The organism is Aeromonas sp. LsrichE-8G (assembly GCF_022869435.1).
GTDB lineage: Bacteria > Pseudomonadota > Gammaproteobacteria > Enterobacterales > Aeromonadaceae > Aeromonas > Aeromonas caviae.
The window spans coordinates 1-22951 of record NZ_JALIHH010000074.1 but is presented as its reverse complement, the minus strand read 5'-3'; the positions used below and the strand labels follow the sequence as shown (position 1 = coordinate 22951).

General features: G+C 60.4%; 19 protein-coding genes, 10 tRNA genes and 1 pseudogene. 21 read left to right on the top strand and 9 right to left on the bottom strand.

All coding sequences use genetic code 11. The annotated features are described in order from the left end of the window. The first annotated feature begins 172 nt into the window (after positions 1-172). A complete protein-coding gene (gene mdtD, locus MUW49_RS13000) occupies positions 173-1561 on the top strand; it encodes a multidrug transporter subunit MdtD (protein WP_180907149.1) in 1389 nt (462 codons plus the stop codon). Between the two features lie 9 nt (positions 1562-1570). Here the strand turns inward: mdtD and MUW49_RS12995 are convergent, their stop codons facing one another. The 3 genes from MUW49_RS12995 to folB all read right to left on the bottom strand — a co-directional run bounded on the left by MUW49_RS12995 (position 1571) and on the right by folB (position 3051). After that, complete coding sequence (locus MUW49_RS12995; protein ID WP_043154128.1) at positions 1571-2053, bottom strand: YbaK/EbsC family protein; 483 nt, start codon at positions 2051-2053, stop codon at positions 1571-1573. 117 nt (positions 2054-2170) lie between these two features. Further along, positions 2171-2680 carry a 2-amino-4-hydroxy-6-hydroxymethyldihydropteridine diphosphokinase gene (gene folK, locus MUW49_RS12990; RefSeq protein ID WP_043154130.1) on the bottom strand — a complete coding sequence of 170 codons (510 nt, stop codon included), beginning with the start codon at positions 2678-2680 and terminating at the stop codon, positions 2171-2173. Further along, positions 2680-3051 (bottom strand): dihydroneopterin aldolase, encoded by a 372-nt coding sequence (gene folB / locus MUW49_RS12985; protein ID WP_010675798.1) that lies wholly within the window; start codon positions 3049-3051, stop codon positions 2680-2682. Before folB ends, folK begins: the two co-directional genes overlap by 1 nt. A gap of 171 nt (positions 3052-3222) precedes the next feature. Here folB and plsY point away from each other — a divergent pair, with 171 nt between their 5' ends. The 6 genes and pseudogenes from plsY (at position 3223) to MUW49_RS12955 (ending at position 5518) form a co-directional block, all read left to right on the top strand. Further along, positions 3223-3885 carry a glycerol-3-phosphate 1-O-acyltransferase PlsY gene (gene plsY / locus MUW49_RS12980; RefSeq protein ID WP_029314836.1) on the top strand — a complete coding sequence of 221 codons (663 nt, stop codon included), beginning with the start codon at positions 3223-3225 and terminating at the stop codon, positions 3883-3885. Between the two features lie 47 nt (positions 3886-3932). Beyond that, positions 3933-4008, top strand: a tRNA-Phe gene (locus tag MUW49_RS12975). A gap of 52 nt (positions 4009-4060) precedes the next feature. Beyond that, a tRNA-Thr gene (locus MUW49_RS12970) sits at positions 4061-4136 on the top strand. A gap of 3 nt (positions 4137-4139) precedes the next feature. Then, positions 4140-4215, top strand: a tRNA-Phe gene (locus MUW49_RS12965). 8 nt (positions 4216-4223) lie between these two features. Further along, positions 4224-4299, top strand: a tRNA-Asn gene (locus MUW49_RS12960). A 98-nt stretch (positions 4300-4397) separates the two neighbouring features. After that, positions 4398-5518 (top strand): annotated as a pseudogene (locus tag MUW49_RS12955) (IS3 family transposase). Between the two features lie 107 nt (positions 5519-5625). Here MUW49_RS12955 and MUW49_RS12950 read toward each other — a convergent pair. Then, positions 5626-6105, bottom strand: coding sequence for a MarR family transcriptional regulator (locus tag MUW49_RS12950; protein ID WP_010672813.1), 480 nt, complete (start codon positions 6103-6105; stop codon positions 5626-5628). 163 nt (positions 6106-6268) lie between these two features. Here MUW49_RS12950 and MUW49_RS12945 point away from each other — a divergent pair, with 163 nt between their 5' ends. Beyond that, positions 6269-6796, top strand: a complete 528-nt coding sequence (locus MUW49_RS12945; RefSeq protein ID WP_010672814.1) for a hypothetical protein — start codon at positions 6269-6271, stop codon at positions 6794-6796. Between the two features lie 9 nt (positions 6797-6805). Further along, on the top strand, positions 6806-8404 hold the full coding sequence (locus tag MUW49_RS12940) for a BCCT family transporter (protein ID WP_049636524.1): 1599 nt from the start codon (positions 6806-6808) through the stop codon (positions 8402-8404). Positions 8405-8474: 70 nt separating this feature from the next. On the opposite strand, the gene mutS is transcribed toward MUW49_RS12940, so the two are convergent. Then, positions 8475-11045: a DNA mismatch repair protein MutS gene (gene mutS / locus MUW49_RS12935; protein WP_113978661.1), complete on the bottom strand. Its 2571-nt coding sequence runs from the start codon at positions 11043-11045 to the stop codon at positions 8475-8477. Positions 11046-11309: 264 nt separating this feature from the next. Continuing rightward, entirely contained in the window at positions 11310-11717 is a 408-nt protein-coding gene (locus tag MUW49_RS12930) for a Spy/CpxP family protein refolding chaperone (protein WP_113978662.1), read from the bottom strand. 199 nt (positions 11718-11916) lie between these two features. Between MUW49_RS12930 and pncC the strand changes: the two genes are divergently transcribed. The 12 genes from pncC to MUW49_RS12870 all read left to right on the top strand — a co-directional run bounded on the left by pncC (position 11917) and on the right by MUW49_RS12870 (position 19418). Beyond that, complete coding sequence (gene pncC, locus MUW49_RS12925; protein WP_029313644.1) at positions 11917-12408, top strand: nicotinamide-nucleotide amidase; 492 nt, start codon at positions 11917-11919, stop codon at positions 12406-12408. Between the two features lie 80 nt (positions 12409-12488). Further along, a complete protein-coding gene (recA, locus tag MUW49_RS12920) occupies positions 12489-13553 on the top strand; it encodes a recombinase RecA (RefSeq protein WP_043154135.1) in 1065 nt (354 codons plus the stop codon). 41 nt (positions 13554-13594) lie between these two features. Next, the gene (locus MUW49_RS12915; RefSeq protein WP_052815401.1) at positions 13595-14101 is read left to right on the top strand and encodes a regulatory protein RecX; all 507 of its coding nucleotides are present in this window, start codon (positions 13595-13597) and stop codon (positions 14099-14101) included. A 279-nt stretch (positions 14102-14380) separates the two neighbouring features. Beyond that, positions 14381-17005 carry an alanine--tRNA ligase gene (gene alaS, locus MUW49_RS12910; RefSeq protein ID WP_041212325.1) on the top strand — a complete coding sequence of 875 codons (2625 nt, stop codon included), beginning with the start codon at positions 14381-14383 and terminating at the stop codon, positions 17003-17005. 16 nt (positions 17006-17021) lie between these two features. Then, positions 17022-18269 (top strand): aspartate kinase, encoded by a 1248-nt coding sequence (locus tag MUW49_RS12905; protein ID WP_010672822.1) that lies wholly within the window; start codon positions 17022-17024, stop codon positions 18267-18269. Between the two features lie 93 nt (positions 18270-18362). After that, on the top strand, positions 18363-18551 hold the full coding sequence (csrA, locus tag MUW49_RS12900) for a carbon storage regulator CsrA (protein WP_005315760.1): 189 nt from the start codon (positions 18363-18365) through the stop codon (positions 18549-18551). A gap of 212 nt (positions 18552-18763) precedes the next feature. After that, positions 18764-18856, top strand: a tRNA-Ser gene (locus MUW49_RS12895). A gap of 4 nt (positions 18857-18860) precedes the next feature. Then, a tRNA-Arg gene (locus MUW49_RS12890) sits at positions 18861-18937 on the top strand. A 94-nt stretch (positions 18938-19031) separates the two neighbouring features. Then, a tRNA-Arg gene (locus MUW49_RS12885) sits at positions 19032-19108 on the top strand. A gap of 25 nt (positions 19109-19133) precedes the next feature. Further along, positions 19134-19210, top strand: a tRNA-Arg gene (locus tag MUW49_RS12880). Between the two features lie 27 nt (positions 19211-19237). Further along, a tRNA-Arg gene (locus MUW49_RS12875) sits at positions 19238-19314 on the top strand. 27 nt (positions 19315-19341) lie between these two features. Further along, a tRNA-Arg gene (locus tag MUW49_RS12870) sits at positions 19342-19418 on the top strand. Positions 19419-19745: 327 nt separating this feature from the next. Here the strand turns inward: MUW49_RS12870 and pbpG are convergent. From pbpG to MUW49_RS12855, 3 genes are all read right to left on the bottom strand, one after another. Next, the gene (gene pbpG, locus MUW49_RS12865) at positions 19746-20573 is read right to left on the bottom strand and encodes a D-alanyl-D-alanine endopeptidase (protein ID WP_113978667.1); all 828 of its coding nucleotides are present in this window, start codon (positions 20571-20573) and stop codon (positions 19746-19748) included. 136 nt (positions 20574-20709) lie between these two features. Next, the gene (locus tag MUW49_RS12860; RefSeq protein WP_010672956.1) at positions 20710-21375 is read right to left on the bottom strand and encodes a DedA family protein; all 666 of its coding nucleotides are present in this window, start codon (positions 21373-21375) and stop codon (positions 20710-20712) included. A gap of 18 nt (positions 21376-21393) precedes the next feature. Next, entirely contained in the window at positions 21394-22686 is a 1293-nt protein-coding gene (locus tag MUW49_RS12855) for a hemolysin family protein (RefSeq protein ID WP_029313724.1), read from the bottom strand. Positions 22687-22951 lie beyond the last annotated feature (265 nt).

Below are 22951 nucleotides of genomic sequence, written 5' to 3'. Positions count from 1 at the left end.
TAGGCCGAGGGTCTTTTTAGGACAGTCAGGCGCGATTCTCATCGTGGCGCGGAGAACATTCTCCATCAAGACGCCGGATAGATTTAAGCAAGCCAACCACAACACCCGAAATCAAGGTTGCAAAAAAGGGGGTGACCATAGATTTTCTTATGTGATGAGGAGAGACAGAACCATGCCTGACAGCTCCCCGATGGTGACGCCCGCCCAGCGCAAATGGCTGCCCTGGCTGACGGCGGTCGGTTTTTTCATGCAGACCCTGGATGGCACCATCCTCAACACTGCCCTGCCCAGCATGGCCGAGGCCCTGGGCGAGAGTCCGCTGCAGATGCAGTCCGTCATCATCGCCTACATGCTGACGGTGGCCCTGCTCATTCCTGCCTCCGGCTGGCTGGCGGACAGATTCGGCACCCGCCGGGTCTATCTGGTCGCCATCCTGCTGTTTACCCTGGGTTCCCTGGCCTGTGCCATCGCCAACACCCTGCCCATGCTGGTGATCGCCCGGGTGTTGCAAGGGGTCGGGGGGGCCTTGCTGATGCCCATCGGGCGTCTGGCGGTGCTGCGGGTCTACAGCAAGCATGAGCTGCTGAGGGTGATGTCGTTCGTCACCATCCCCGGTCTGCTCGGCCCCCTCATCGGTCCGGCCCTGGGGGGCTGGCTGGTGGAGGTGGCGAGCTGGCACTGGGTCTTCCTCATCAACCTGCCGGTGGGCCTGCTCGGCTTCGTGGCGAGCTGGCACTTCATGCCCGACCTTCGCCAGCACACCGCCAGGTTTGACTGGCAGGGGTTTGTGCTGTTCAGTGTCGGCATGGTGCAGGTATCCGTCGGTCTGCAAGGCCTGGGGGAGCACAGCATCTCAACCGGCTGGGCCCTGTTTGCGGTATTGTTCGGTCTGGCCGCCATGGCGAGCTACTGGCTCTATGCCGCCACGGCGGAGCAGCCCCTGTTCAGTCTGGCGCTGTTCAAGACGTCCACCTTCGCCATCGGTATCTGGGGCAATCTGTTTGCCCGCCTCGGCAGCGGCGCCATGCCGTTTCTCACCCCGCTGTTCCTGCAACTGGGGCTCGGCTTCTCCCCGAGCAAAGCGGGGATGACCATGATCCCCACGGTGATCGGCGCCATGCTGACCAAGACGCTGGTGAACAAGCTCATTCCGCGCATCGGTTATCGCCGCATCCTGATCGGCAACACCCTGGCGCTCGGGGCCATGATCGCGAGCTTCTATTTCATCGACAACCAGGTGCCCCACGGCGTACTGCTGGTGTGGCTGGCGGTCTTTGGCGCCATCAACTCCCTGCAATTTTCCGCCATGAACACCCTGACCCTGCAGGATCTCAGCAGCGAGCACGCCAGCAGCGGCAACGGTCTGCTGTCGGTGGTGATGCAGCTCTCCATGAGCCTGGGGGTGGCCATCGCCGCCAGCCTGCTGGGACTCTTCTCCATCGGCCAGCCCGAGGAGAGTGGCCGCTGGCTGGAGGGGTTCCACCTCACCTATCTGTGCATCGGCCTGATGTCCATGCTGGCGGCGCTGATCTTCGCCCAGCTGGCGCGGGAAAAGCGCTGAGTCCCAGGCTCAGGGGGCGGGCAGGTAGCTCACGTCGCAGGGCAATCGGGCCAGCAGTCCGGCCAGGTGGGTGGTCTCCAGCAGGAAAGTCTGCTCGGGGTGGCCCGGCGTCCAGGTAAAGGCGTGGTGATTCATGAGCACGGGATCCACCAGCAGGGGGATGTCGGCGCGGGGCAGGAAGGGGCAGACGGCTCCCGGCAGGCAGCCAATCTCGGTCTGCATCTCGTCGGCGGTGCAGATGGAGGGTTTGGCACCGAGCGCCGCCTTGACCGCCTTGCTGTCGAGCCGGCCGTCCCTGTGGGTCAGCAGCAGGGCGAAGCGACCATCCTTGAATTTGAGGAAAAGGGTCTTGCTGAACTCGGCCTGCCAGCCGAGGCGAGCCTTGACCTGCTCGTCGGTGGCGTAATCGAGGATGGGTTCGTGCTCGAAGCGCTGGTAGGGCAGGTCGGTGAGCAACTGACGGTTGAAGTCGTGGATGGCATCGAGTGGCATGGGGTTCTCCTGTGATGGCGGTCATCCTGCCACTTGCACCGGCGCAGGCCCAATCACCGTTTCTTATCCGTCATCAGCGGAGTCATCAACAAGGGCACCCGAGGGTGCCCTTGTCGTTCAGTGATGCTGCAATTCGCCCGCTTTCCAGTGGAAGGGAATGGGGTCAAGGCGCTGGGAGGCTTTGTCGTAACCTGCCCACAGCTCACCGATGGTGCGACCATCGATGGGATGGCGGAATGTGGGAGCCAGCTCCGCCAGCGGCCAGAGCACGAAGGCGTTGGTGAGGATCTCGCCGCGCGGCAGCACCAGTGGTGTCTCGCAGACCAGCTCGCCGTAGAGCAGCAGATCGAGATCCAGGGTGCGCGGGGCGAACTTCTTGGCATCCGGCTCGCGGCCGTGAGCGAACTCCATGGCGCGCAGCCGCCGGCACAGGGTCGCCAGGGGCAGCTCGGTATCGGCACCCACCACCAGGTTGTAGAAGGGGCGGCCGTTGAAGCCCACTGCCTCGCTCTCGAATACCCGGGAGACCTGCAACTCGCCGAATTCGGCGTGCAGGGCATCGAGGCCGGCGCGGATATGGCGTTCCCGATCGATGTTGGATCCCAGACTGATATAGATGCGGGTCATCAGTTGGCGCTCGCAGCCGGCGTGCGATGGCGCAGGATCTCGACCCCGACGCCTGCCGCATTGGGCACGGCACCCGGTTTGGTCAGGGTCACCTTGACCCACTGTACCCGCTCGTCTTCCAGCACCAGGGCGGCGACCTGCTCGGCCATGGTCTCGACCAGCTCCACTATCTTGCCCTGGGCGTGATCACAGATCTTGCGAGAGAGGGTGGCGTAATCCAGCGCCAGATTGATATCGTCGGTTGCGGCGGCTGGGCGGTTGTCAAACCCCATCTCGAGGTCGAAACAGAGCTTCTGGCGAATGCCTTTCTCCCACTCATATACCCCTATGGTGGTCAAAACCTCGAGTCCGCGAATAAACACCTTGTCCATGACAGTACTTCTTCTTTACTCTTGATGGGCTGTGAAAACAGCGCAGGGATGCAGGCCCGGCAAGCAGATTGCCGCTGGCGGCCGGTTTGGGCGACACGCTTTCGGGCAAGCCCGGGCCTGGGAATGTGGCCCGCATCATACCCCATTCATATCGTGGTAAAAACGACCAAGATGACGGCCCTGACGATTTTGATGATTATTCTGGCCTATCTGGGCGGCTCGCTGTCCAGTGCCGTGCTGGTTTCCCGCATCACGGGTCTGCCGGATCCCCGTGACCATGGTTCCCACAACCCGGGGGCGACCAATGTGTTGCGCCTCGGCGGCCGGATGGCGGCGCTGATCGTACTGCTTCTCGACGTGCTCAAGGGGATGGCCCCCGTCTACCTCGCCTGGTATCTGCAGATCAAGCCCGTCTACCTCGGCTTTATCGGGGTGGCCGCCTGTCTGGGCCACATGTACCCCCTCTTCTTCCACTTCCGTGGCGGCAAGGGCGTCGCCACCGCCCTCGGTACCATGCTTCCCATCGGCTTTGCCATGGGGGGCGCCGTCATCACCACCTGGCTGCTGGTGCTGCTGGTGAGCGGCTATTCGTCACTGGCGTCCATCGTGACCGTGTTGCTGACCCCGCTATTTACCTATCTGCTCAAACCGGAATACACGTTGCCGGTCTCCCTGCTCTCCTGTCTCATCCTGATCCGTCATCACGAGAACATTACCCGCCTGCTCAAGGGGGAGGAGTCCCGCCTCTGGGGGCGCCGGGGAGCGGTCCCGCCAGCAGAAGTGATGAAAATGGATGATGCTGCGCAAAAAAGAGACGAACGAGACGAAAAGTGAAATTTCCCGTTGACCACCTGCCCTAAAATCCGTTTAATAGCGCCCACGCCCAGATAGCTCAGTCGGTAGAGCAGGGGATTGAAAATCCCCGTGTCGGCGGTTCGATTCCGTCTCTGGGCACCATATTTTGGTGCCATGAAATAAAAACGTGTTCATGCACAATGGTTTGAAGTGTGCCGGCTTAGCTCAGTAGGTAGAGCAACTGACTTGTAATCAGTAGGTCACCAGTTCGATTCCGGTAGCCGGCACCATTTGCCCAGATAGCTCAGTCGGTAGAGCAGGGGATTGAAAATCCCCGTGTCGGCGGTTCGATTCCGTCTCTGGGCACCACGAATAATTCCTCCTTAGCTCAGTCGGTAGAGCGACGGACTGTTAATCCGCAGGTCGCTGGTTCGAGCCCAGCAGGAGGAGCCAATTAAAAAGCCCAGCAGCAATGCTGGGCTTTTTCTTTTCCCATTGTCCCCGTCCTGAATATGGCTTATACCTTCTTCCCCGAATAGATGGAGATCTCGATGGGACAAGGTGTGAAACGCACACAGCGCGATTACTCACTGAGGTTTAAATTGTCCCTGGTCGAGCAGATTGAAAAAGGTGAACTCACCTACCAGTAGACACAATTCCAATATGGCATTCAGGGCAATTCGACCATTCTGGTATGGTTGCATAAGCATGGTCTGCAGGGTTGGAGCCAGGGAGCATCGATTAGAGCTGGCAGGATCACATCATGCCTGATCCCGACAACCAAATGTCTGAACAGCGTATCAAGGAGCTCGAGTAGCTGGCGCTGATGAGCCTGGAGGCTCAGTTCTTTGAAAGCGCCTCAATCGTAAAAAACGACCTGGTAAGCTCTCTCGCAGCGGTATGTCGAAAAGCTGACCATCTTCAGTGCTTGCTGGTTCCTCGGAATAAACCGTTAGGCTGACTACAATCGCAATCGGGTCGCCGACTTGCGTCATGCACAAGGGCAGCAGGTGGTGAGCTTTGTGCGCAAAGTTCACTACGGGTGGGCATCCACAAGTAGCATTATCTGCTGCAGGGCCAAGACGATGCTGGGCTGACGGTCTGGTGGGACAGACTGTTTAGGATATTGGCCGAGCACCGTCTGTTGGTGCAGCCCAAACGGGCCTATCACAAGACGCTCCACAGTTTTCAGCGTTTCTATCGCCATCCCAACTTGCTCAAACCCGGCCCGGTGAAAATCACTGCGGTGGCGCCAGGGCAGGTCTCGGTTGCCGACATCACTTACCTGCCAGCAAAGAGCGGGCCACTCTACCTGAGCCTGGTGACGGATACCTGCTCGCGTAAGATAGCGGGGCATCACACGCACGAAGGGATGCATGCTGAGTTGGTGGTGATGGCGCTCAAGAGAGCACTGAAGCAACGGTGTGGCAGCGGGGAGTTTATCCATCACTCGGACGGCAGGGTGCAGTATTGCTCAGGCTTGAATCAGACGCTGTATGAACGGTACGGAGTACAGTACTCGATGACTGATGGGTATGACTGTTATCAGAATGCGCTGGCAGAGCGGGTGAACGGGATACTGAAAGGAGAGTTGCTGTAGCAAAGCCCGTAGGGCCTAGTGTAGACGAGGAAGATGGTGCATAAGGTGGTGGGTAGTTATAACCTAGAATGATCGCATTAGGCCTCGCAATGCAGAATCCCCGATGCGGTACATCGGGTTCTGAGTGCCAGAAGTTAACTGAAAACATGTAAACGGACTTCAGGATTAGGCACTGCAGTTCAGGCCCGCTCTTCGGTCAGGGGGCTGACACTCAGCACGGGGGCGGCATCGATACCGTCGGCATTCATCATGGCGGAGATGCGTTGCAGGGATGAGAGCAACAACCCCTGCTCCCAGTTCTCCAGCGCCTGAAAGCGTTGAATGAAACTCTCCTGCAAGGGGGTCGGAGCCTGGGCAAGCAGGGCACGTCCCGCGTCAGTGAGCGTCGCATGCACCTTGCGTTTGTCGGTTTCGCTGCGAATGCGCTGCACCAGCTGGCGGCTCTCCAGTCGGTCCATGATGGTGGTGGCGGTGGCCTGGCTCATGTTGGTGTGATCCGCCAGCTGGCGCATGGAGATCTGGCCAAGCTCGTCGATCCCCTTGAGCAGCAGGAGCTGAGGCGAGGTCAGGCCGGCCTCCTTGATCAAGCGCTTGGAGTGCATGTCGATGGCACGGATGATCTGGCGCAGGGCGATCAGCACTTCATCATGTTTTTCCATGGGGTCTGGGTCATCGCAGGGCTGTGGAGAGGCGCGAAATTCTCCGCCTAATCCATAACAAGGTCAATATGGTTTTTGATGTAATGGTTTTAGCTCTAATGAATATTGTGTTAGGTTATCGGACAATTGCCCCATTCCAACCCGATATTTGAGGAGTGAAATCATGCATGACGACCTGGATATCAAGTCCCTGGTTGCCGACCTGCGTGTGGTCAGAGTTCGCTATGAACTGCCGGATACCGCGGCATTTGTGCGTTATCAACCTGCCTATGACGAGGACCCCAACAACCTCAAGGTACACCACTACGATGGTGAGCTGCCGCTCTCTTGCAGCAACACAGGTTCTTTCAGCCTAAAGGAGTTGGTCAATGAGTTGCGCTATGCCTATGTGCTGGTTCACCTCTTCCCCGACGAGAGTGCCATGAACTTCTATCTGGCGGGTCTGGACAATGGACTGGCACAGCTGGAGTTCATCGGTGGCTCCTATGACTTCAACCGCCTCTGGATCACCAGCGGTGTCTCCAATCTGGGGGTGCCCATGGCGATCTTCCTCGGCAAACGCCACGCAGTGAACGGCCAGCCGTCGGTGACCCTGGTGGATCACCGTGAGCAGGTGGCAGGTCGTCTGGCCTATCGCGCCATCGGCGGTGCCGGCGATCACGTGGGTGAAGACTTTTTCAACAACGACTAAGGAGGCCCGATGCGAGCAACCAAAGGGCTTTTGAAAGGCCTCAATCCCACCATGGCCATGACGGCCCTGACCGTCGTGACCCTCTTCCTGCTGTTCGGCGTCTTTGATCCGGATACCGCAGGCACCTGGTTTACCGGGGCCAAGGACACCATCATTGCTGGCTTCAAGTGGTATTACATCCTGGTGGTCGCCCTGTTCCTGTTCTTCGCCGTCTACCTGATGTTCAGCCGCTTTGGCAGCATCCGGCTGGGCGACGACGACCAGGTACCGGAGTTTGGCTACTTTGCCTGGTTTTCCATGCTGTTCAGCGCAGGCATGGGCATAGGCCTGGTGTTCTGGAGTATCGCCGAGCCCATGTATCACCTGCAGGGCAACCCCTTCATCACCGAAGGTATGACGCCGGAAGCGGCCCAGATCGCCATGCGCCTCACCTTCTTCCACTGGGGTCTGCACCCCTGGGCCATCTATGTGATCGTCGGCCTGTCGCTGGCCTTCTTCAGCTACCGGCGCAAGTTGCCGCTGGCCATCCGCTCCGTGCTCTACCCCATTCTTGGCGATCGCATCTACGGCTTCTGGGGCCATGCCGCCGACGTGCTGGCGGTGTTCGGTACCGTGTTCGGGGTGGCGACCTCCCTTGGGCTGGGAGTTTCCCAGATGAACACCGGCCTCAATCAGATGTTCGGCATGGGCGTGTCACAAGCGAACCAGCTCTGGCTCATCGGTGGCATCAGCCTGATTGCCACCCTGTCGGCCATCTCCGGCGTCGGGCGCGGGGTGAAGATCCTCTCCGAACTCAATATCTGGTTGAGCGTGTTCGTGCTGGGCCTCTTCCTGGTGCTGGGGCCGACCACCTACATACTCAACGCCTATGTGCAGAACATCGGTGATTACCTGCAGAACATCGTCAAGCTGAGCTTCTGGACCAATACCGAAGCCAACGGTACCTCGGCCTGGCAGTCTAGCTGGACCGCATTTTACTGGGGCTGGTGGATCGCGTGGGCACCCTTTGTCGGCATGTTCATCGCCCGCATCTCCAAGGGCCGCACGATTCGTGAATTCGTGCTCGGTGTTCTGCTGGTGCCCTCCCTGCTCGGCATGTTCTGGCTCACCGTGTTCGGCGGGACTGCCATGAACCTGGAGCTGTTCGGTGGCGGCGGCGTGGTGGAAGCGGTCAATCAGGATGTCACCATGGCGCTCTACAAGACGGTGGAACTGCTGCACTGGGAGACCTTCGGCTGGATTGCCAAGGGGGTGCTGACCCTGCTTATCTGCACCTACTTCATCACCTCCAGCGACTCGGGCACGCTCGTGATTACGACGCTGCTCTCCATCGGCGACCAGGATCCCCCCGTGCTGCACCGTGCCATCTGGGGACTGGGGCAGGGGCTGGTCGCGGCCATTCTGCTGGTCTCCGGCGGGCTTGCCGCCCTGCAGGCCGCCAGCATCATCGCCGCGCTGCCCTTCTCGGTCATCATGCTGGCCATGTGCTACTCCCTGATGCAGGGGCTCAAACAGGAGAGCCAGCACCAGTTCGAATACAGGCAGAAGCTCAAGCGCCATCCGGGGTCGGTCAATCTGAGCCTGATGGATCGCATCGGTCCGGGCTGATGACAGGTTCTGTCAAACGAAAGGGGAACCTCGCGGTTCCCCTTTTTCATGCCTGTTCGGCGGTCGGTAGCTACAGCATCTGCTTGAGTCGATAGAGCAGGTCAAGGGCCTGGCGCGGGGTCAGCTCGTCCGGGCGAACTGCTGCCAGCTCCTCCACCACAGGATGGGGTTGCGGGGCGAGAGTTACCGGAGCCGGACGGCTTTCGCCGGCGGCCACCGGAGTGGCACTCTCCAGCTCGTGCAGTTTGTGGCGGGCCTGGTGGATCACCGATTTCGGCACCCCGGCCAGCGCCGCTACCTGCAGGCCGTAGGATCGGCTGGCCGCACCTTCCTGCACCGCGTGCATGAAGGCGATGGTGTCGCCGTGCTCCACCGCATCCAGGTGGACGTTGGCCAGCCCACTCATCAGCTCGGGCAGGCGGGTCAGCTCGAAGTAGTGAGTGGCGAACAGGGTGTAGGCGCCAATCTTGCTCGCCAGCTGCTCGGCGCAGGCCCAGGCCAGGGAGAGGCCGTCGTAGGTGCTGGTGCCGCGGCCAATCTCGTCCATCAGCACCAGACTGCGGGCGGTGGCGTTGTTGAGGATATTGGCGGTTTCGGTCATCTCCACCATAAAGGTGGAGCGGCCGGAGGCGAGATCATCCGACGCCCCGATGCGGGTGAAGATGCGGTCGATGGGGCCGATGCGGGCGCTGTCGGCGGGCACGAATGCGCCGATATGGGCCAGCAGCACGATGAGCGCAGTCTGGCGCATGTAGGTGGACTTACCGCCCATGTTGGGGCCGGTGATGATCAACATCCGCCGCTCCCTCTCCAGCCGGATGGGGTTGGCGATAAAGGGGTCGGTCATCACCTGCTCCACCACCGGATGGCGGCCCGCTTCAATGATGATCTGATCCTCATCGATGAGGGTGGGGCAGCGATAGTCGAGGGTCTCTGCCCGCTCGGCCAGGTTGGCCAGCACGTCCAGCTCCGCCAGGGCGGCAGCAGACTCCTGCAGATCGCCAAGGTGCGGCAGCAGGGCGTCGAGCAGCTCTTCGTAGAGACGTTTTTCCAGCGCCAGCGCCTGGGCCTGGGCGGTGAGCACCTTGTCCTCGTACTTCTTCAGCTCATCGATGATATAGCGCTCGTTGTTTTTCAGCGTCTGGCGGCGGATGTAGTGGGCCGGCACCAGGTGGCTGTTGGCGCGGCTCACCTCGATGTAGAAGCCGTGCACCTTGTTGTAGCCCACCTTGAGAGTGTTGATGCCGGTGAGCGCCTTCTCCCGCTCCTCGATGCGGGCCAGGCTGGCGGTGGCGCCATTGGCGAGATCCCGCAGCTCGTCCAGCTCCTGATTGAACCCTTCACGGATGACGCCGCCATCGCGGATGAGCACCGGCGGCACCTCCATCACGGCACGCTCCAGCAGGTCGAACAGCTCGGGGAAGGTACTTGCCCGCTCGCGCAGCTGCTGCACCGCCTCGTGCTCGCTCTCCGCCAGCAGACGCTGCAACTCGGGCAGCTGAGCAAAAGCCTGCCGCAGCCGGGTCAGATCGCGCGGGCGGGCACTGCGCAGGGCGAGGCGCGCCAGCACCCGCTCCACATCGCCGACCTGGCGCAGAAGGCTCCCCAGCTCGTCATAGAGGTTCTGCTCGATGAGCTCCTTGATGGTGCTCTGGCGACCTTTGAGGATCACCCGATCGCGGATCGGCTGGTGGATCCAGCGCTTGAGCAGGCGGCTGCCCATCGGCGTGGCGGTGCAATCGAGCACGGCGGAGAGGGTATTGTCGTGACCGCCGGCCAGATTCTGGGTCAGCTCCAGATTGCGGCGGGTGGCGGCATCCATGATGACCGCATGATCGGGCTGCTCCAGGCGCACGCTGCGAATGTGGGGCAGGGCGGTGCGCTGGGTGTCTTTCACGTACTGCATCAGGCAGCCGGCGGCGCACAGGGCGGTCTCGCTCTGCTCGACCCCAAAGCCCACCAAATCCTGGGTGCCGAACTGCTGGCACAAGAGCTTGCGGGCGGTGCCGAGCTCGAACTCCCACTCCGGGCGGCGGCGCAGACCGCGGCGACCCTCGACATGGTGCAGGAAGGCGAACGATTCGGGGTAGAGCAGCTCCGCCGGATTGGTGCGTTGCAGCTCCGCCAGCAGGGTCTCTTCTTTCTCGAACTGGTTGATGAAGAAGCGACCGGAGCCGATGTCCATGGTGCCGTAACCGAAGCGGCGGCCATCGTGGTAGACGGCGGCGATCAGGTTGTCCTGCCGCTCGCTGAGCAGCGCCTCGTCGGAGACGGTACCCGGGGTGATGATGCGAATAACCTTGCGCTCCACCGGCCCCTTGCTGGTGGCGGGATCCCCCACCTGCTCGCAGATGGCGGCCGATTCGCCGAGCTGTACCAGCTTGGCGAGATACCCCTCGATGGCGTGATAGGGCACCCCGGCCATCGGGATGGGGCTGCCGGCCGACTGGCCGCGCTTGGTCAGGGAGATGTCGAGCAGCTGGGAGGCCTTGCGGGCGTCGTCGTAGAAGAGCTCGTAGAAGTCACCCATGCGATAGAACAGCAGGATCTCCGGGTTTTCGGCCTTGAGAGTCAGATACTGCTGCATCATGGGGGTGTGGGCGCTCAAGTTGGCGCCTGGCGCTTGGTATTGTGCTGTCATGTGCTATTCCAGAAGGTGCTCTTGCGGGCAAACGTCTGCCGTCATGGGTCTGAATCTGGGGGTCATTCTACATGCTCGAGGCAAGATGGTGAGGAGGAATCTCCGTCTTGGGGGCAAAGCCGGCATCCCGTCGCGGATCTGTGCATCCGGCTGATGCTGGCCAGAGTGGCCTGGGATGGAGCCTGGCCAAGAAGAGGCACGGGGGAGGAGAAATAGCATCCCCGCACGGATGCGGGGATGGGAGAGACGGGGAGAGTGTCGCCCTCAGTACATGGCTTCGCTGCCGCTCAGCATCTCGTGCAGCTTGGCTTTCTGCTCGGGCGTCAGCACCTGGCTCACCTCGAAGAGGTAGTGGGCGCGATGGTAGCGAGCCTCGGCCTGTACGTCGCTGATGGTCTGCAGCTGTTTCTTGGCGGCCGCCTCATCCCACTTGCCGGACTTGATCATGTTGACGATGACGTCCTGGCCGATGGCATCGAGCTTGATTGAGCCCAGCTCCCTGGTGGCCTGCTCGCGCAGCCCCTTGATCTGCTCCACCTGGGCGCTGGAGAGGTTCAGCTCCTGGGCCAGGGTGGTCTCGCTCTGCAGCTCGGCGGTACCCTCGGTGGCAAAGGCATGGGTGGCGATACACATTGCGAGGGCTGTCATGGCGACGTTGAACGGATGCTTCATCCGGCTTTCTCCTTGGTCTGATGGGATGGAAACCGCATGCATGGCGGTGTTGGAACATGATAACGAGCAGCCATGTACTGGAGCTTAAGCGACGACAACTTGCTGACGCAGTGGCCCCGGGGTCGGTTGCCCGAGGAGCGGGGCAACTGCATAATGAGCGCCATATTTCGCCTGGAAGAGGCCGGAAGAGGACGCGATGATGGGACTTGAAGCAGAGATCTCCCGCTTATCCCGGGAACTGGGCGAGGCACTGCTGGCCAGAGGCTGGCTGGCCGCCACGGCGGAATCCTGTACCGGCGGCGGGGTTGCCACTGCCATCACGGATACTGCCGGCAGCTCTGCCTGGTTCGATCGCGGTTTCGTGACCTACACCAACGAAGCCAAACAGCAGATGCTCGGCGTTAGCATCGACAGCCTGTTGCGCCACGGCGCCGTCAGCGAACCCGTGGTGCTGGAGATGACCCGGGGCTGCCTGGCTCGCTCCGATGCGGGTATCTGCGTGGCCATCAGCGGTATCGCCGGGCCTGGTGGTGGCAGCGAGGAGAAACCGGTCGGCACTGTCTGGTTTGCCTGGGCAGATCGTACCGGTCGTCACCACTCCCTGCTCGCACGTTTCGATGGGGATCGCCATCAGGTGCGCCAGCAGGCGGTCAGACAGGCCTTGTCCGGACTCCTGGCACTGCTCAAATAAATTGGGCTTGATACTGTATACATAAACAGTATACTTAGCCCAACTTCACTTCTTACTCACGATTCCCAGCGGAGATTGGCATGGATCAGAACAAACAGAAGGCACTGGCGGCTGCGCTGGGCCAGATCGAAAAGCAGTTTGGCAAAGGCTCCATCATGCGTCTGGGCGACAGCAAGACCATGGATATCGAAGCCATCTCCACCGGCTCCCTCTCTCTGGACGTGGCGCTGGGGATCGGTGGTCTGCCGTGCGGTCGTATCGTCGAGATCTACGGTCCGGAATCGTCCGGTAAAACTACGCTGACCCTGCAGGTGATCGCCGAAGCCCAGAAGAAGGGCAAGACCTGTGCCTTCGTCGATGCGGAGCACGCACTGGATCCTATCTATGCCGCCAAGCTGGGCGTCAACGTCGACGACCTGCTCATCTCCCAGCCGGATACCGGTGAACAGGCACTGGAGATTTGCGACATGCTGGTGCGCTCCAATGCCGTCGACGTCATCATCGTCGACTCCGTGGCGGCCTTGACCCCGAAAGCGGAAATCGAAGGGGAGATGGGTGACTCCCACGTCGGCCTGCAGGCTCGTCTGATGTCGCAGGCGCTGCGTAAATTGACCGCCAACATCAAGAACGCCAACTGCCTGTGCATCTTCATCAACCAGATCCGGATGAAGATCGGTGTCATGTTCGGCAGCCCGGAGACCACCACCGGTGGTAACGCTTTGAAGTTCTACGCTTCCGTGCGCCTGGACATCCGTCGTACCGGCGCCATCAAGGAGGGTGACGAAGTGGTCGGTAACGAGACCCGCGTCAAGGTAGTGAAGAACAAGGTGGCGCCACCCTTCAAGCAGGCTGAATTCCAGATCTTCTATGGTGCCGGCATCTCCAAGGAGGGCGAGCTGGTGGACCTGGGCGTCAAGCACAAGCTGATCGACAAGGCGGGTGCCTGGTACAGCTACAACGGCGAGAAGATCGGCCAGGGTAAAGCCAACGTGATGAAGCTCTTCTCCGAAAACAAGGCACTGGCTGCCGAGGTGGAAGTGAAGCTGCGCGAGCTGCTGCTCTCCGGCGCCGCGCCGGTGGAGGAGAAGGCCACGGCTGCCGAATACGCCGAGTTTGAAGCCGAAAACGAACAAGAGTTCGAATAAGGAATGAGGAAAGGCCGGGTTGATACCCGGCCTTGTTGTTTATGGTGGATGAATCAGTGAACGAGCCGGGCGAGCCCGTCGAATTGACCTTTGAAGAGCAGGTCGCCGCCGCCCGCGCCTTTGCCATGCGCAGTCTTGCCCGCCGCGAAAGTGCTGAATCCGAGCTGGCCAGACGCCTGCGTCAGAAGGGATTCGAGGAGGAGGTGGTCGCCGTTGTACTCGACCATTGCCGTGGCTATGGCTGGGTCAATGACGATCGTTACGGTGCCATGGCGGTGCGGGCCGGTGCGGCCAAAGGCCATGGTCCGCTCAGGATCCGCTTCGACCTGCGTCGCAAGGGGCTGGATGACACCCAGATCGAGGCGGCCCTGGATCAACCCGAGCTCGACTGGTTCGAACTGGCGCTTGCGTTGTTGTCGCGTCGGGCAAAGGCGACCGACTTTGCCGACTTCAAACTGCGCCTGAAGTGGCTCAAATATCTGATGGGGCGTGGTTTTACCCAGGAGCAAGCCCGTTACGCCCTCTCAGCCATGCAAGGTGAGCAATAGTGGCGCGCCGAGGTTGGACCTATGGGCAGGATTTCCCTTGGTGTGCGGTGCGGCTGGTGGGGAATATCAGCCCTTCGCCGGGTCTGTCGATGGTGGCCCTGTGGTCGAGCGAGGCATCCCGAAGCCCCCCTGTTGCGACGTGCTTGCGGGTGCTGCTGCCAAACGCTGGCCCCTTGGGGGCTATTTCACCCGCCAAGGGTCCCCACGTTTTACTTTACCCTGCAGAAAACTTACATTAATGCGGTTAAAAGTCCGTATTCGAATCAAGCAGGATTTTCCATGTACATGTCCACGTCAGAGATTCGCGCTGCGTTTCTCGAGTATTTCCGCACCCAGGGACACCAGGTTGTCTCTTCCAGCTCGCTGGTACCGCACAACGATCCGACCCTGCTGTTCACCAACGCAGGGATGAACCAGTTCAAGGACGTGTTCCTTGGCGCCGACAAGCGTGCCTATCACCGTGCCACCACGGCCCAGCGTTGCGTGCGGGCTGGCGGCAAGCACAATGACCTGGAAAACGTCGGCTATACCGCCCGTCACCATACCTTCTTCGAGATGCTGGGCAACTTCAGCTTCGGTGACTACTTCAAACAGGACGCCATCCGGTTTGCATGGGAATTCCTGACCGGTACCCTCAAGCTGCCCAAAGAGCGCCTGCTGGTGACCGTCTACGCGACTGATGACGAAGCCTTCGACATCTGGGAAAAAGAGGTCGGCGTGCCGGCCGATCGCATCGTGCGCATCGGTGACAACAAGGGTGCTCCTTATGCATCCGACAACTTCTGGGCCATGGGCGATACCGGCCCATGCGGTCCCTGCACCGAGATCTTCTACGACCACGGCGATCACATCTGGGGTGGCCCTCCCGGTTCACCGGAAGAGGATGGCGACCGCTTCATCGAGATCTGGAACGTGGTCTTCATGCAGTTCAACCGTCAGGCTGACGGCACCATGGAGCCGCTGCCCCGTCCGTCCGTGGATACCGGCATGGGTCTGGAGCGTATCTCCGCCATCATGCAGGGGGTGCACTCCAACTATGAGATCGACATCTTCCAGGCGTTGATCAAGAAGGCGGCCGAGATTGTCGGCACCACGGATCTGAGCAACCAGTCCCTGCGCGTCATCGCGGACCACATCCGTTCCTGCGCCTTCCTGGTGGCTGACGGTGTCATGCCCTCCAATGAAGGTCGCGGCTACGTGCTGCGCCGCATCATCCGCCGCGCCGTGCGTCACGGCCGCAAGCTGGGTGCTACCGACGTCTTCTTCTACAAGCTGGCTGCCGAGCTGGCCGTGCAGATGAAGGATGTGGCGGCGGAACTGATCGCCCAGCTGCCGCTGGTCGAGCGAGTGTTGCGCATCGAGGAGGAGCAGTTCGTCCGCACGCTGGACAGAGGTCTGCTGCTGTTGGAAGACGCCCTGGCCAACCTCGGTGATGCCAAGGTGATCCCGGGTGAAGTGGTGTTCAAGCTCTATGACACTTACGGCTTCCCGGCCGACCTGACCGCCGATGTGGTGCGCGAGCGCGAGATCGGCATCGACGAAGAGGGCTTCAAGGCCGAGATGGAGAAGCAGCGCGCCCGCGCGAAAGAGGCTTCCAGTTTCGGCGTGAACTACAACGACGTGCTGAAGCTCGATTTCGAGACCCCCTTTACCGGTTACAAGCAGCTGAGCCAGAACACCCAGGTGGTCGGTATCTACAAGGATGGTGTCGAGGTCAATGGCCTCATCGCCGGTGAAGAGGCAGTGATCGTGCTGGCGGAGACCCCCTTCTATGCGGAGTCCGGCGGTCAGGTGGGTGACAGCGGCATCCTCAAGGTGGATGACGGCATCTTCGCCGTCACCGACACCCAGAAAGCGGGCAAGGCGATCATCCACAAGGGCTATCTGGAACTGGGTACCCTGGAGAAGGGAGCCGAGGTCGAGGCCGTGGTCGATGGCGACCGTCGTCAGGCCATCGCCCTTAACCACTCCGTGACTCACCTGCTGCACGCGGCCTTGCGCCAGGCGCTGGGTGAGCATGTGACCCAGAAAGGATCCCTGGTGGGCGCCGAGCGCATGCGCTTCGACTTCTCCCACTTCGAAGGGCTGACCATGGCGACCATTCGCCGGATCGAGGAGCTCGTCAACGCCCAGATCCGTGCCAACCACGAGGTGGCCACCCAGCTGATGGGGCTGGAAGAGGCCAAGTCAGCCGGTGCCATGGCGCTGTTTGGCGAGAAATATGAAGACGATGTGCGCGTGGTACGCATGGGCGACTACTCCACCGAGCTGTGTGGCGGTACTCACGCCAAGCGCACCGGTGATATCGGCTTCTTCAAGATCATCGCCGAGAGCGGCATCGCGGCTGGCGTGCGCCGTATCGAAGCGGTCACCGGCAAGAGCGCCATCGATCTGATGCACCAGCTGGGTGAACAGATCGAAGAGGCCGCCGCGCTGGTGAAGGGCGATCAGTTCTCCATCGCCGACAAGGTTCGCCAGGTACTGGACAAGGCCAAGATGATGGAGCGCGAGCTGGAACAGCTCAAGGCCAAGCTGGCGGCGCAGGCGGGTAACGACCTGCTGAGCCAGGTCATCGACATCAATGGCCAGAAGGTGCTGGTTGCCGCCCTGGAAGGGGTCGACCCCAAATCCCTGCGCGGCATGCTGGACGAGCTGAAGAACCAGATGAAATCCGGTGTCGTGCTGCTGGCAACCAGCAGTGATGGCAAGGTCAACCTGATCGCGGGCGTGACCAATGACCTGACCGGCAAGGTCAAAGCTGGTGAGCTGGTCAATCTGGTGGCCCAGCAGGTGGGTGGCAAGGGCGGTGGTCGTCCCGACATGGCACAGGCGGGTGGTACCCAGCCTGAGGCGGTGCCGGCGGCGCTGCAATCCGTTCACTCCTGGCTGGAAGAGCGCCTGTAAGCGGGCGAGGTGATCTGTGGCACTCTATGTACAGAAGTACGGTGGCACCTCGGTCGGCACGCTGGAGCGGATCGAGGCAGTTGCTGAGCGGGTTCAACTGACCCGTGCCCAGGGACATGACGTGGTGGTGGTGGTCTCCGCCATGTCGGGCGAAACCAACCGGTTGCTGGGCATGGCCCAGCAGCTGGACCAGGATGCCAACCGGCGCGAGATGGATGTGCTGATCTCCACCGGTGAGCAGGTCACCATTGCGCTGCTGGCGATTGCGCTCAACAAGCGCGGTTGCCCTGCAGTCTCGATGACCGGTGATCAGGTCCGCATCCACACCGACTCCGCCTATGGCAAGGCGCGCATCACCCGTATCGACACCGAGCAGGTGGAAGCCGCACTCGGTGCCGGCAAGGTGGTAGTGATTGCCGGTTTCCAGGGGCGCGATGAGCATAATGCCATCACTACCCTGGGCCGAGGGGGTTCGGATACCACCGCGGTGGCCGTGGCTGCGGCCATCAAGGCCGATGAGTGCCAGATCTTTACCGATGTGGACGGGGTGTATACCACGGATCCGCGCATCGAGCCCAAGGCGCGTCGCCTCGATACCATCACCTTCGAGGAGATGCTCGAGATGGCGAGTCTCGGTGCCAAGGTGTTGCAGATCCGTTCGGTCGAGTTCGCGGGCAAGTACCGCGTGCCGCTAAGGGTGCTGTCGAGTTTCGTCGACGGAGAGGGAACCTTAATCACATATGGAGGTGAGAGGATGGAAGCACCCCTGGTATCCGGCATTGCGTTCAATCGCAACGAGGCCAGCCTGACCATTCTGGGTGTGCCGGACAGGCCGACCGTGGCCGCGCAGATCCTGAATCCGATCAGCGACGCCAACATAGATGTCGACATGATAGTGCAGAACACCATGGGGGATGGCACCGCCGATTTCACCTTCACGGTGAATCGCGATGATTATCGCCGGGCCCGCGCCTTGCTGGAGGAGACCGCCAGCGAGCTGGGGGCCGCCTGCGTGCAGGGCAACGGAGAGATCGCCAAGGTCTCCATCGTCGGGGTCGGCATGTGGAATCATCCTGGTGTAGCGCGCACCATGTTCAAGGTATTGGGTGAGGAAGGGATCAACATGCAGCTGATCTCCACCTCTGAAATCAAGATATCCGTGGTGATTGACGAGAAGTACCTGGAGCTGGCCGTGCGTTCGTTGCACTCGGCGTTCGGGTTGGATCAAGAGCCTCATGAGCAGCCCTTGGGAAACAATCCCTGATTGATTTAGTTTCAACCATTTACCATATCGGTATCTTTGTAAGATAATGGCGCATATCGATATAAATACAAAACAGGATACAGGAGCAAGCGAATGCTTATTTTGACTCGTCGTGTAGGGGAAACCCTGATGATTGGTGACGAAGTAACCGTTACCGTACTGGGCGTAAAAGGGAACCAGGTTCGTATCGGTGTGAATGCACCGAAAGAGGTTTCCGTACACCGCGAAGAGATCTACATGCGGATACAGGCCGAGAAAGTCCCGGGCCAACCGAATTTCTAAGCCATTTCATGGCTGCCTGAAGGCGACATCCCGGATGTCGCCTTTTGTTTTTCAGGGGCCTGCAAATCGGCCTGCAGAGCGCGAAACTACTGGGTAAGTGTCGATATTGCTTGAATATTCCACTCTTTGGCCAAATGCTGAGCGAACGCTCTGTTTTCTCCAAAAAAGTGTTTGACTAAAAATCCCTGTGAAGTATTATCAGCCCCGCAAACGGAGAGGTGGCCGAGAGGCTGAAGGCGCTCCCCTGCTAAGGGAGTATGCGGCTTATACCCGCATCGGGGGTTCGAATCCCCCCTTCTCCGCCATTTTGCGCCCGTAGCTCAGCTGGATAGAGTACCTGGCTACGAACCAGGTGGTCAGAGGTTCGAATCCTCTCGGGCGCACCATATTTGACTCTTGGAGTCATGTGTTGACCATCAGCAAGTCGGCACTAAAGAAGGCTTACTGTTGAGTAAGCTTTTTTTATCGTTTGAAAACAGGGCGCCCGTAGCTCAGCTGGATAGAGTACCTGGCTACGAACCAGGTGGTCAGAGGTTCGAATCCTCTCGGGCGCACCATTTCAAGCAATACAATGATTTATGAGCGCCCGTAGCTCAGCTGGATAGAGTACCTGGCTACGAACCAGGTGGTCAGAGGTTCGAATCCTCTCGGGCGCACCATGTTTCAAGCAGTGCAACAATTTATGAGCGCCCGTAGCTCAGCTGGATAGAGTACCTGGCTACGAACCAGGTGGTCAGAGGTTCGAATCCTCTCGGGCGCACCATATTTCAAGCAGTACAACAAGTTGTGAGCGCCCGTAGCTCAGCTGGATAGAGTACCTGGCTACGAACCAGGTGGTCAGAGGTTCGAATCCTCTCGGGCGCACCATACAGACAGCCTCGACGTCAGTCGGGGCTGTTTTTTTATGGGCGATTTCCTCCTCCCCATCATGGGGTTGCCTCTCTCGTGTCCTTCTCCCTGACGCTCCCACGGGGGACGGTTCCCCCTGGCTGCACGTGCCCCCGGGTCACCACTCTCGACGTATCTTGCGTGGCAGGCTGCTGACGCATCCCGTGGCCGTGCCTGTGGACCTGGGTGCCCTTACCATAACGCACTATGCTGTGCGGGGCTGGCGCCCTCTGGCGGCCTGCTGAGGCATTTGGCGGGCAATAAAAAAGGATGCCGCGGCATCCTTTCATATCTTCGTGGAGAGAATCAGCTTTTCAGCCACTTGCGGATGCGGTTGGCATCCCCGACAGGGGTGCGTTTGCCCACCGAGTTGAGCAGTACGATGGCGAGCTCCTGACGATCCGGTTTGGCACGCATCAGCAGGCAGCGGCCCGCCTCGTCGGTATAGCCTGTCTTGGAGAGGCGTACATCCCAGTCCGGGTTCTTCACCAGGGGGTTGGTATTGTTGAACATCAGGCTGTAGGCCGGCTTGCGAAAGCGCATCTCCCTGCTGGTGTCCTGGGTGAATTCACGGATCAGCGGCTGTCGATAGGCCGCAGAGAGGAGCTTGGCCAGATCCTGGGCGGTGGAGACGTTGCGGGTGGAGAGACCGGTGGAGTCATAGTAGCGGGTGTTGCGCATGCCGAGCTGTTTGGCCTTGTTGTTCATGGCGCGGATGAAGGCTTGGCGACCCCCCGGGTAGTGGCGGGCAAGCGCCGAGGCCATGCGGTTCTCGGAGGACATCAGCGCCAGATGCAGGGCGTCGCGGCGGCTGACCTGGGTGCCCATGCGCACCCGTGAATAGGTGTGCTTGATGTTGTCCCTGTCGTTCTGATCGATGGTCAGGGTCTGATTGAGGTTCTGGCGGGCATCCAGCACCACCAGCGCCGTCATCAGCTTGGTGAGGGAGGCGATGGGGCGCACCCGGGTGGGGTTTTTCTGATACAGGGTCTTGCCGGTGTTGACGTCCATCACCAGGGCACTGCCCGATTTGAGCTGCAGCTTGGCCGGGTCGGGGGTCGCCAGGGCTGTCTGCGAACCCAGCAGTCCCATCAATCCACCTACCAGCGCGATTGCGCGAATCCAACACCCCATACAACCAACTCCATCCACAGCGAAAAAAGGCGCTAGATTCACTCATTTTTGCCCCTGCTTTACAAGAGCGAGCTGGGGGAATTCGCCACTATTTTCCATAAAAAAGGGCCGCCTGTGGGCGACCCTGTGGTTTGTCTCACTCTCTGGAGACGCCGGGCTTGCGTCTGCTCCACCAGCGCCAGACCAGAGCGATGAGGCCGCCCACCAGCAGCACGACCGGCAGGTAGAGAATGACGCTGAGAAATTGGGACTCATACTGCGCGGCCAGCTTGGTGTGGCTCAGGTAGTAACCCAGCCCGACCAGGGGGCAGATCCACATGATGGAGCTGATCAGGTTGACCACCAGGAAGCGCCCCTGGGGGATCTCGTTGGCGCCGACGATATAGGGGTAGGCGGTACGCACGAAGGCGATGTAGCGGGCGGTGATCAGGGTGATGATGCCGTACTTGTTGAGCAGGTAGTGCACCTTCTCCTTGTGCTTGTCATCGAGGTGGGACATCAGCCTGTGATACATCCGGGTGTGGCCGAGGAAACGCCCCTGCATGTAGCCAAGCCAGGTACCGACGAAGGTCGCCATGATCAGCAGCGGGACCACCGCCATCGGCAACACCCCCTGATAGATCAGCACGCCGGTCAGGATCAGCAGGGTATCCCCTGGCAGGAAGGCGGTGGGGATAAAGCCATTCTCGAGCACCAGGAAGGTCAGCAGGACGACATAGACCATGAAGACCATCTTGGGATCAGAGAGTGTCGCCAGATCCTGATGCATAAAGGCGTGAGCCAGGTGGTAAAACTGCTCCATACATGCAAACTCCGCAGGTTAGCTGGGTTGGTCGGTCAAGGGCATGGCAAGTACCTTGTCGATGCGCAGGCCGTCCATATCCACGATTTCCAGTTGCCACTGTTCCAGGGTGACCAGGTCTCCGGTCTGGGGAAGGCGGCCAAGGAGCAGCATGATAAGCCCTCCAAGGGTGTGATAGTGATGTTTTTCTTCTTCCGGCAGACGAACCAGCTCCAGACAGTCCTTCAATTCTGGCAGTGGAATGAGGCCGTCGAGCAGCCAGCTGCCGTCGGCGCGCTGGAAGGCCCAGTTGTCCTCCCCATCTTCCTGCTGGAAGTCGCCGGCCAGGGTTTCCAGCAGATCCTGCTGGGTGACCAGCCCCTGCAGCTCGCCATATTCGTCCACCACCAGCACCATGTGCTCAGAGTGGGTACGGAAGTGGTTGAGCAGCTCCAGGCCGTTGAGGGTCTCCGGCAGCAGGCTGCCGTCCTGGGTCAGCGCCGCCAGATCGATGGGTTCTCCCTTGATGTAGGCGTGCAGCACCTTGCTGACGTTGAGGATGCCGACGAGATCCGACAGGCTGCCGTCACAGACAGGGAAGAAGCTGTGGCGATACTCCACCAGACGTTGGAGGTTCACTTCCAGCGGCAGTGACAGGTCCAGATAGCGGATGTCGCTGCGCGGCACCATCAGGGAGGCCAGGCTGCGTTCGTCGAGGCGGAACACGTTGCGCAACATAGTGTGCTCATGGTCCTCGATCACCCCCGCTTCGGAGCCCTCTACCAGCATGGCGTGGATCTCCTCCTGAGTGACGTTGTTGCTGCTGCGCTGATCGACCCGCAGCAGCCGCAGGCTGGCGTTGGTGGAGGCGGAGAGCAACCAGACGAAGGGACGGGTCAGGGTCGCCAGCCAGAGCATGGGGCGGGCTACCAGACAGGCGATGCGCTCGGCGCTGAGCTGTCCGAGGCGTTTGGGCACGAGCTCCCCTACCACGATGGAGAGATAGGTGACCAGCACGACTACGATGACGGTGGCGAGCAGGCTGCTGCTCTTGGGGGAGAGCCCCCACTCCTGCAGCCAGAGGGCGAAGGGCTGGGCCAGCAGGGACTCGCCATAGATACCGTTGAGCAGGCCGATGCTGGTGATGCCGATCTGCACGGCGGAGAGGAAATGGGTCGGATCTTCCCCGAGCTTGAGAGCGATGGCGGCGGAGCGGCTCCCTTCGCTTGCCATTTTGGCGAGGCGTGCCTTGCGTGCCGTCACGATGGCGATTTCCGACATGGCGAAGACGCCATTGAGCAAAATCAATCCAAACAGGATCAATATTTCCATACTGCAGCAGCACTCCCGATAGAAAAGACCGCTGGCAGTGTAATGAATTTGCGGGCTCTGCGCTTGTGAAAGGAGGTGATTTGGCTCGTGAATTTTTGAATATCGCCCCGGCGGGAGGGATAATACCAATCAGATTAAAGATGTGATCTAATTGCTCTATTCTGGTTTCACTGTACTCAGTATGTCCGATCCAATCGATTTCTTGGCCCTCGCCAAGGCAGAAACCAACGCCAGGAAACGCATGCGATTCCTGGCGTTAGCACAC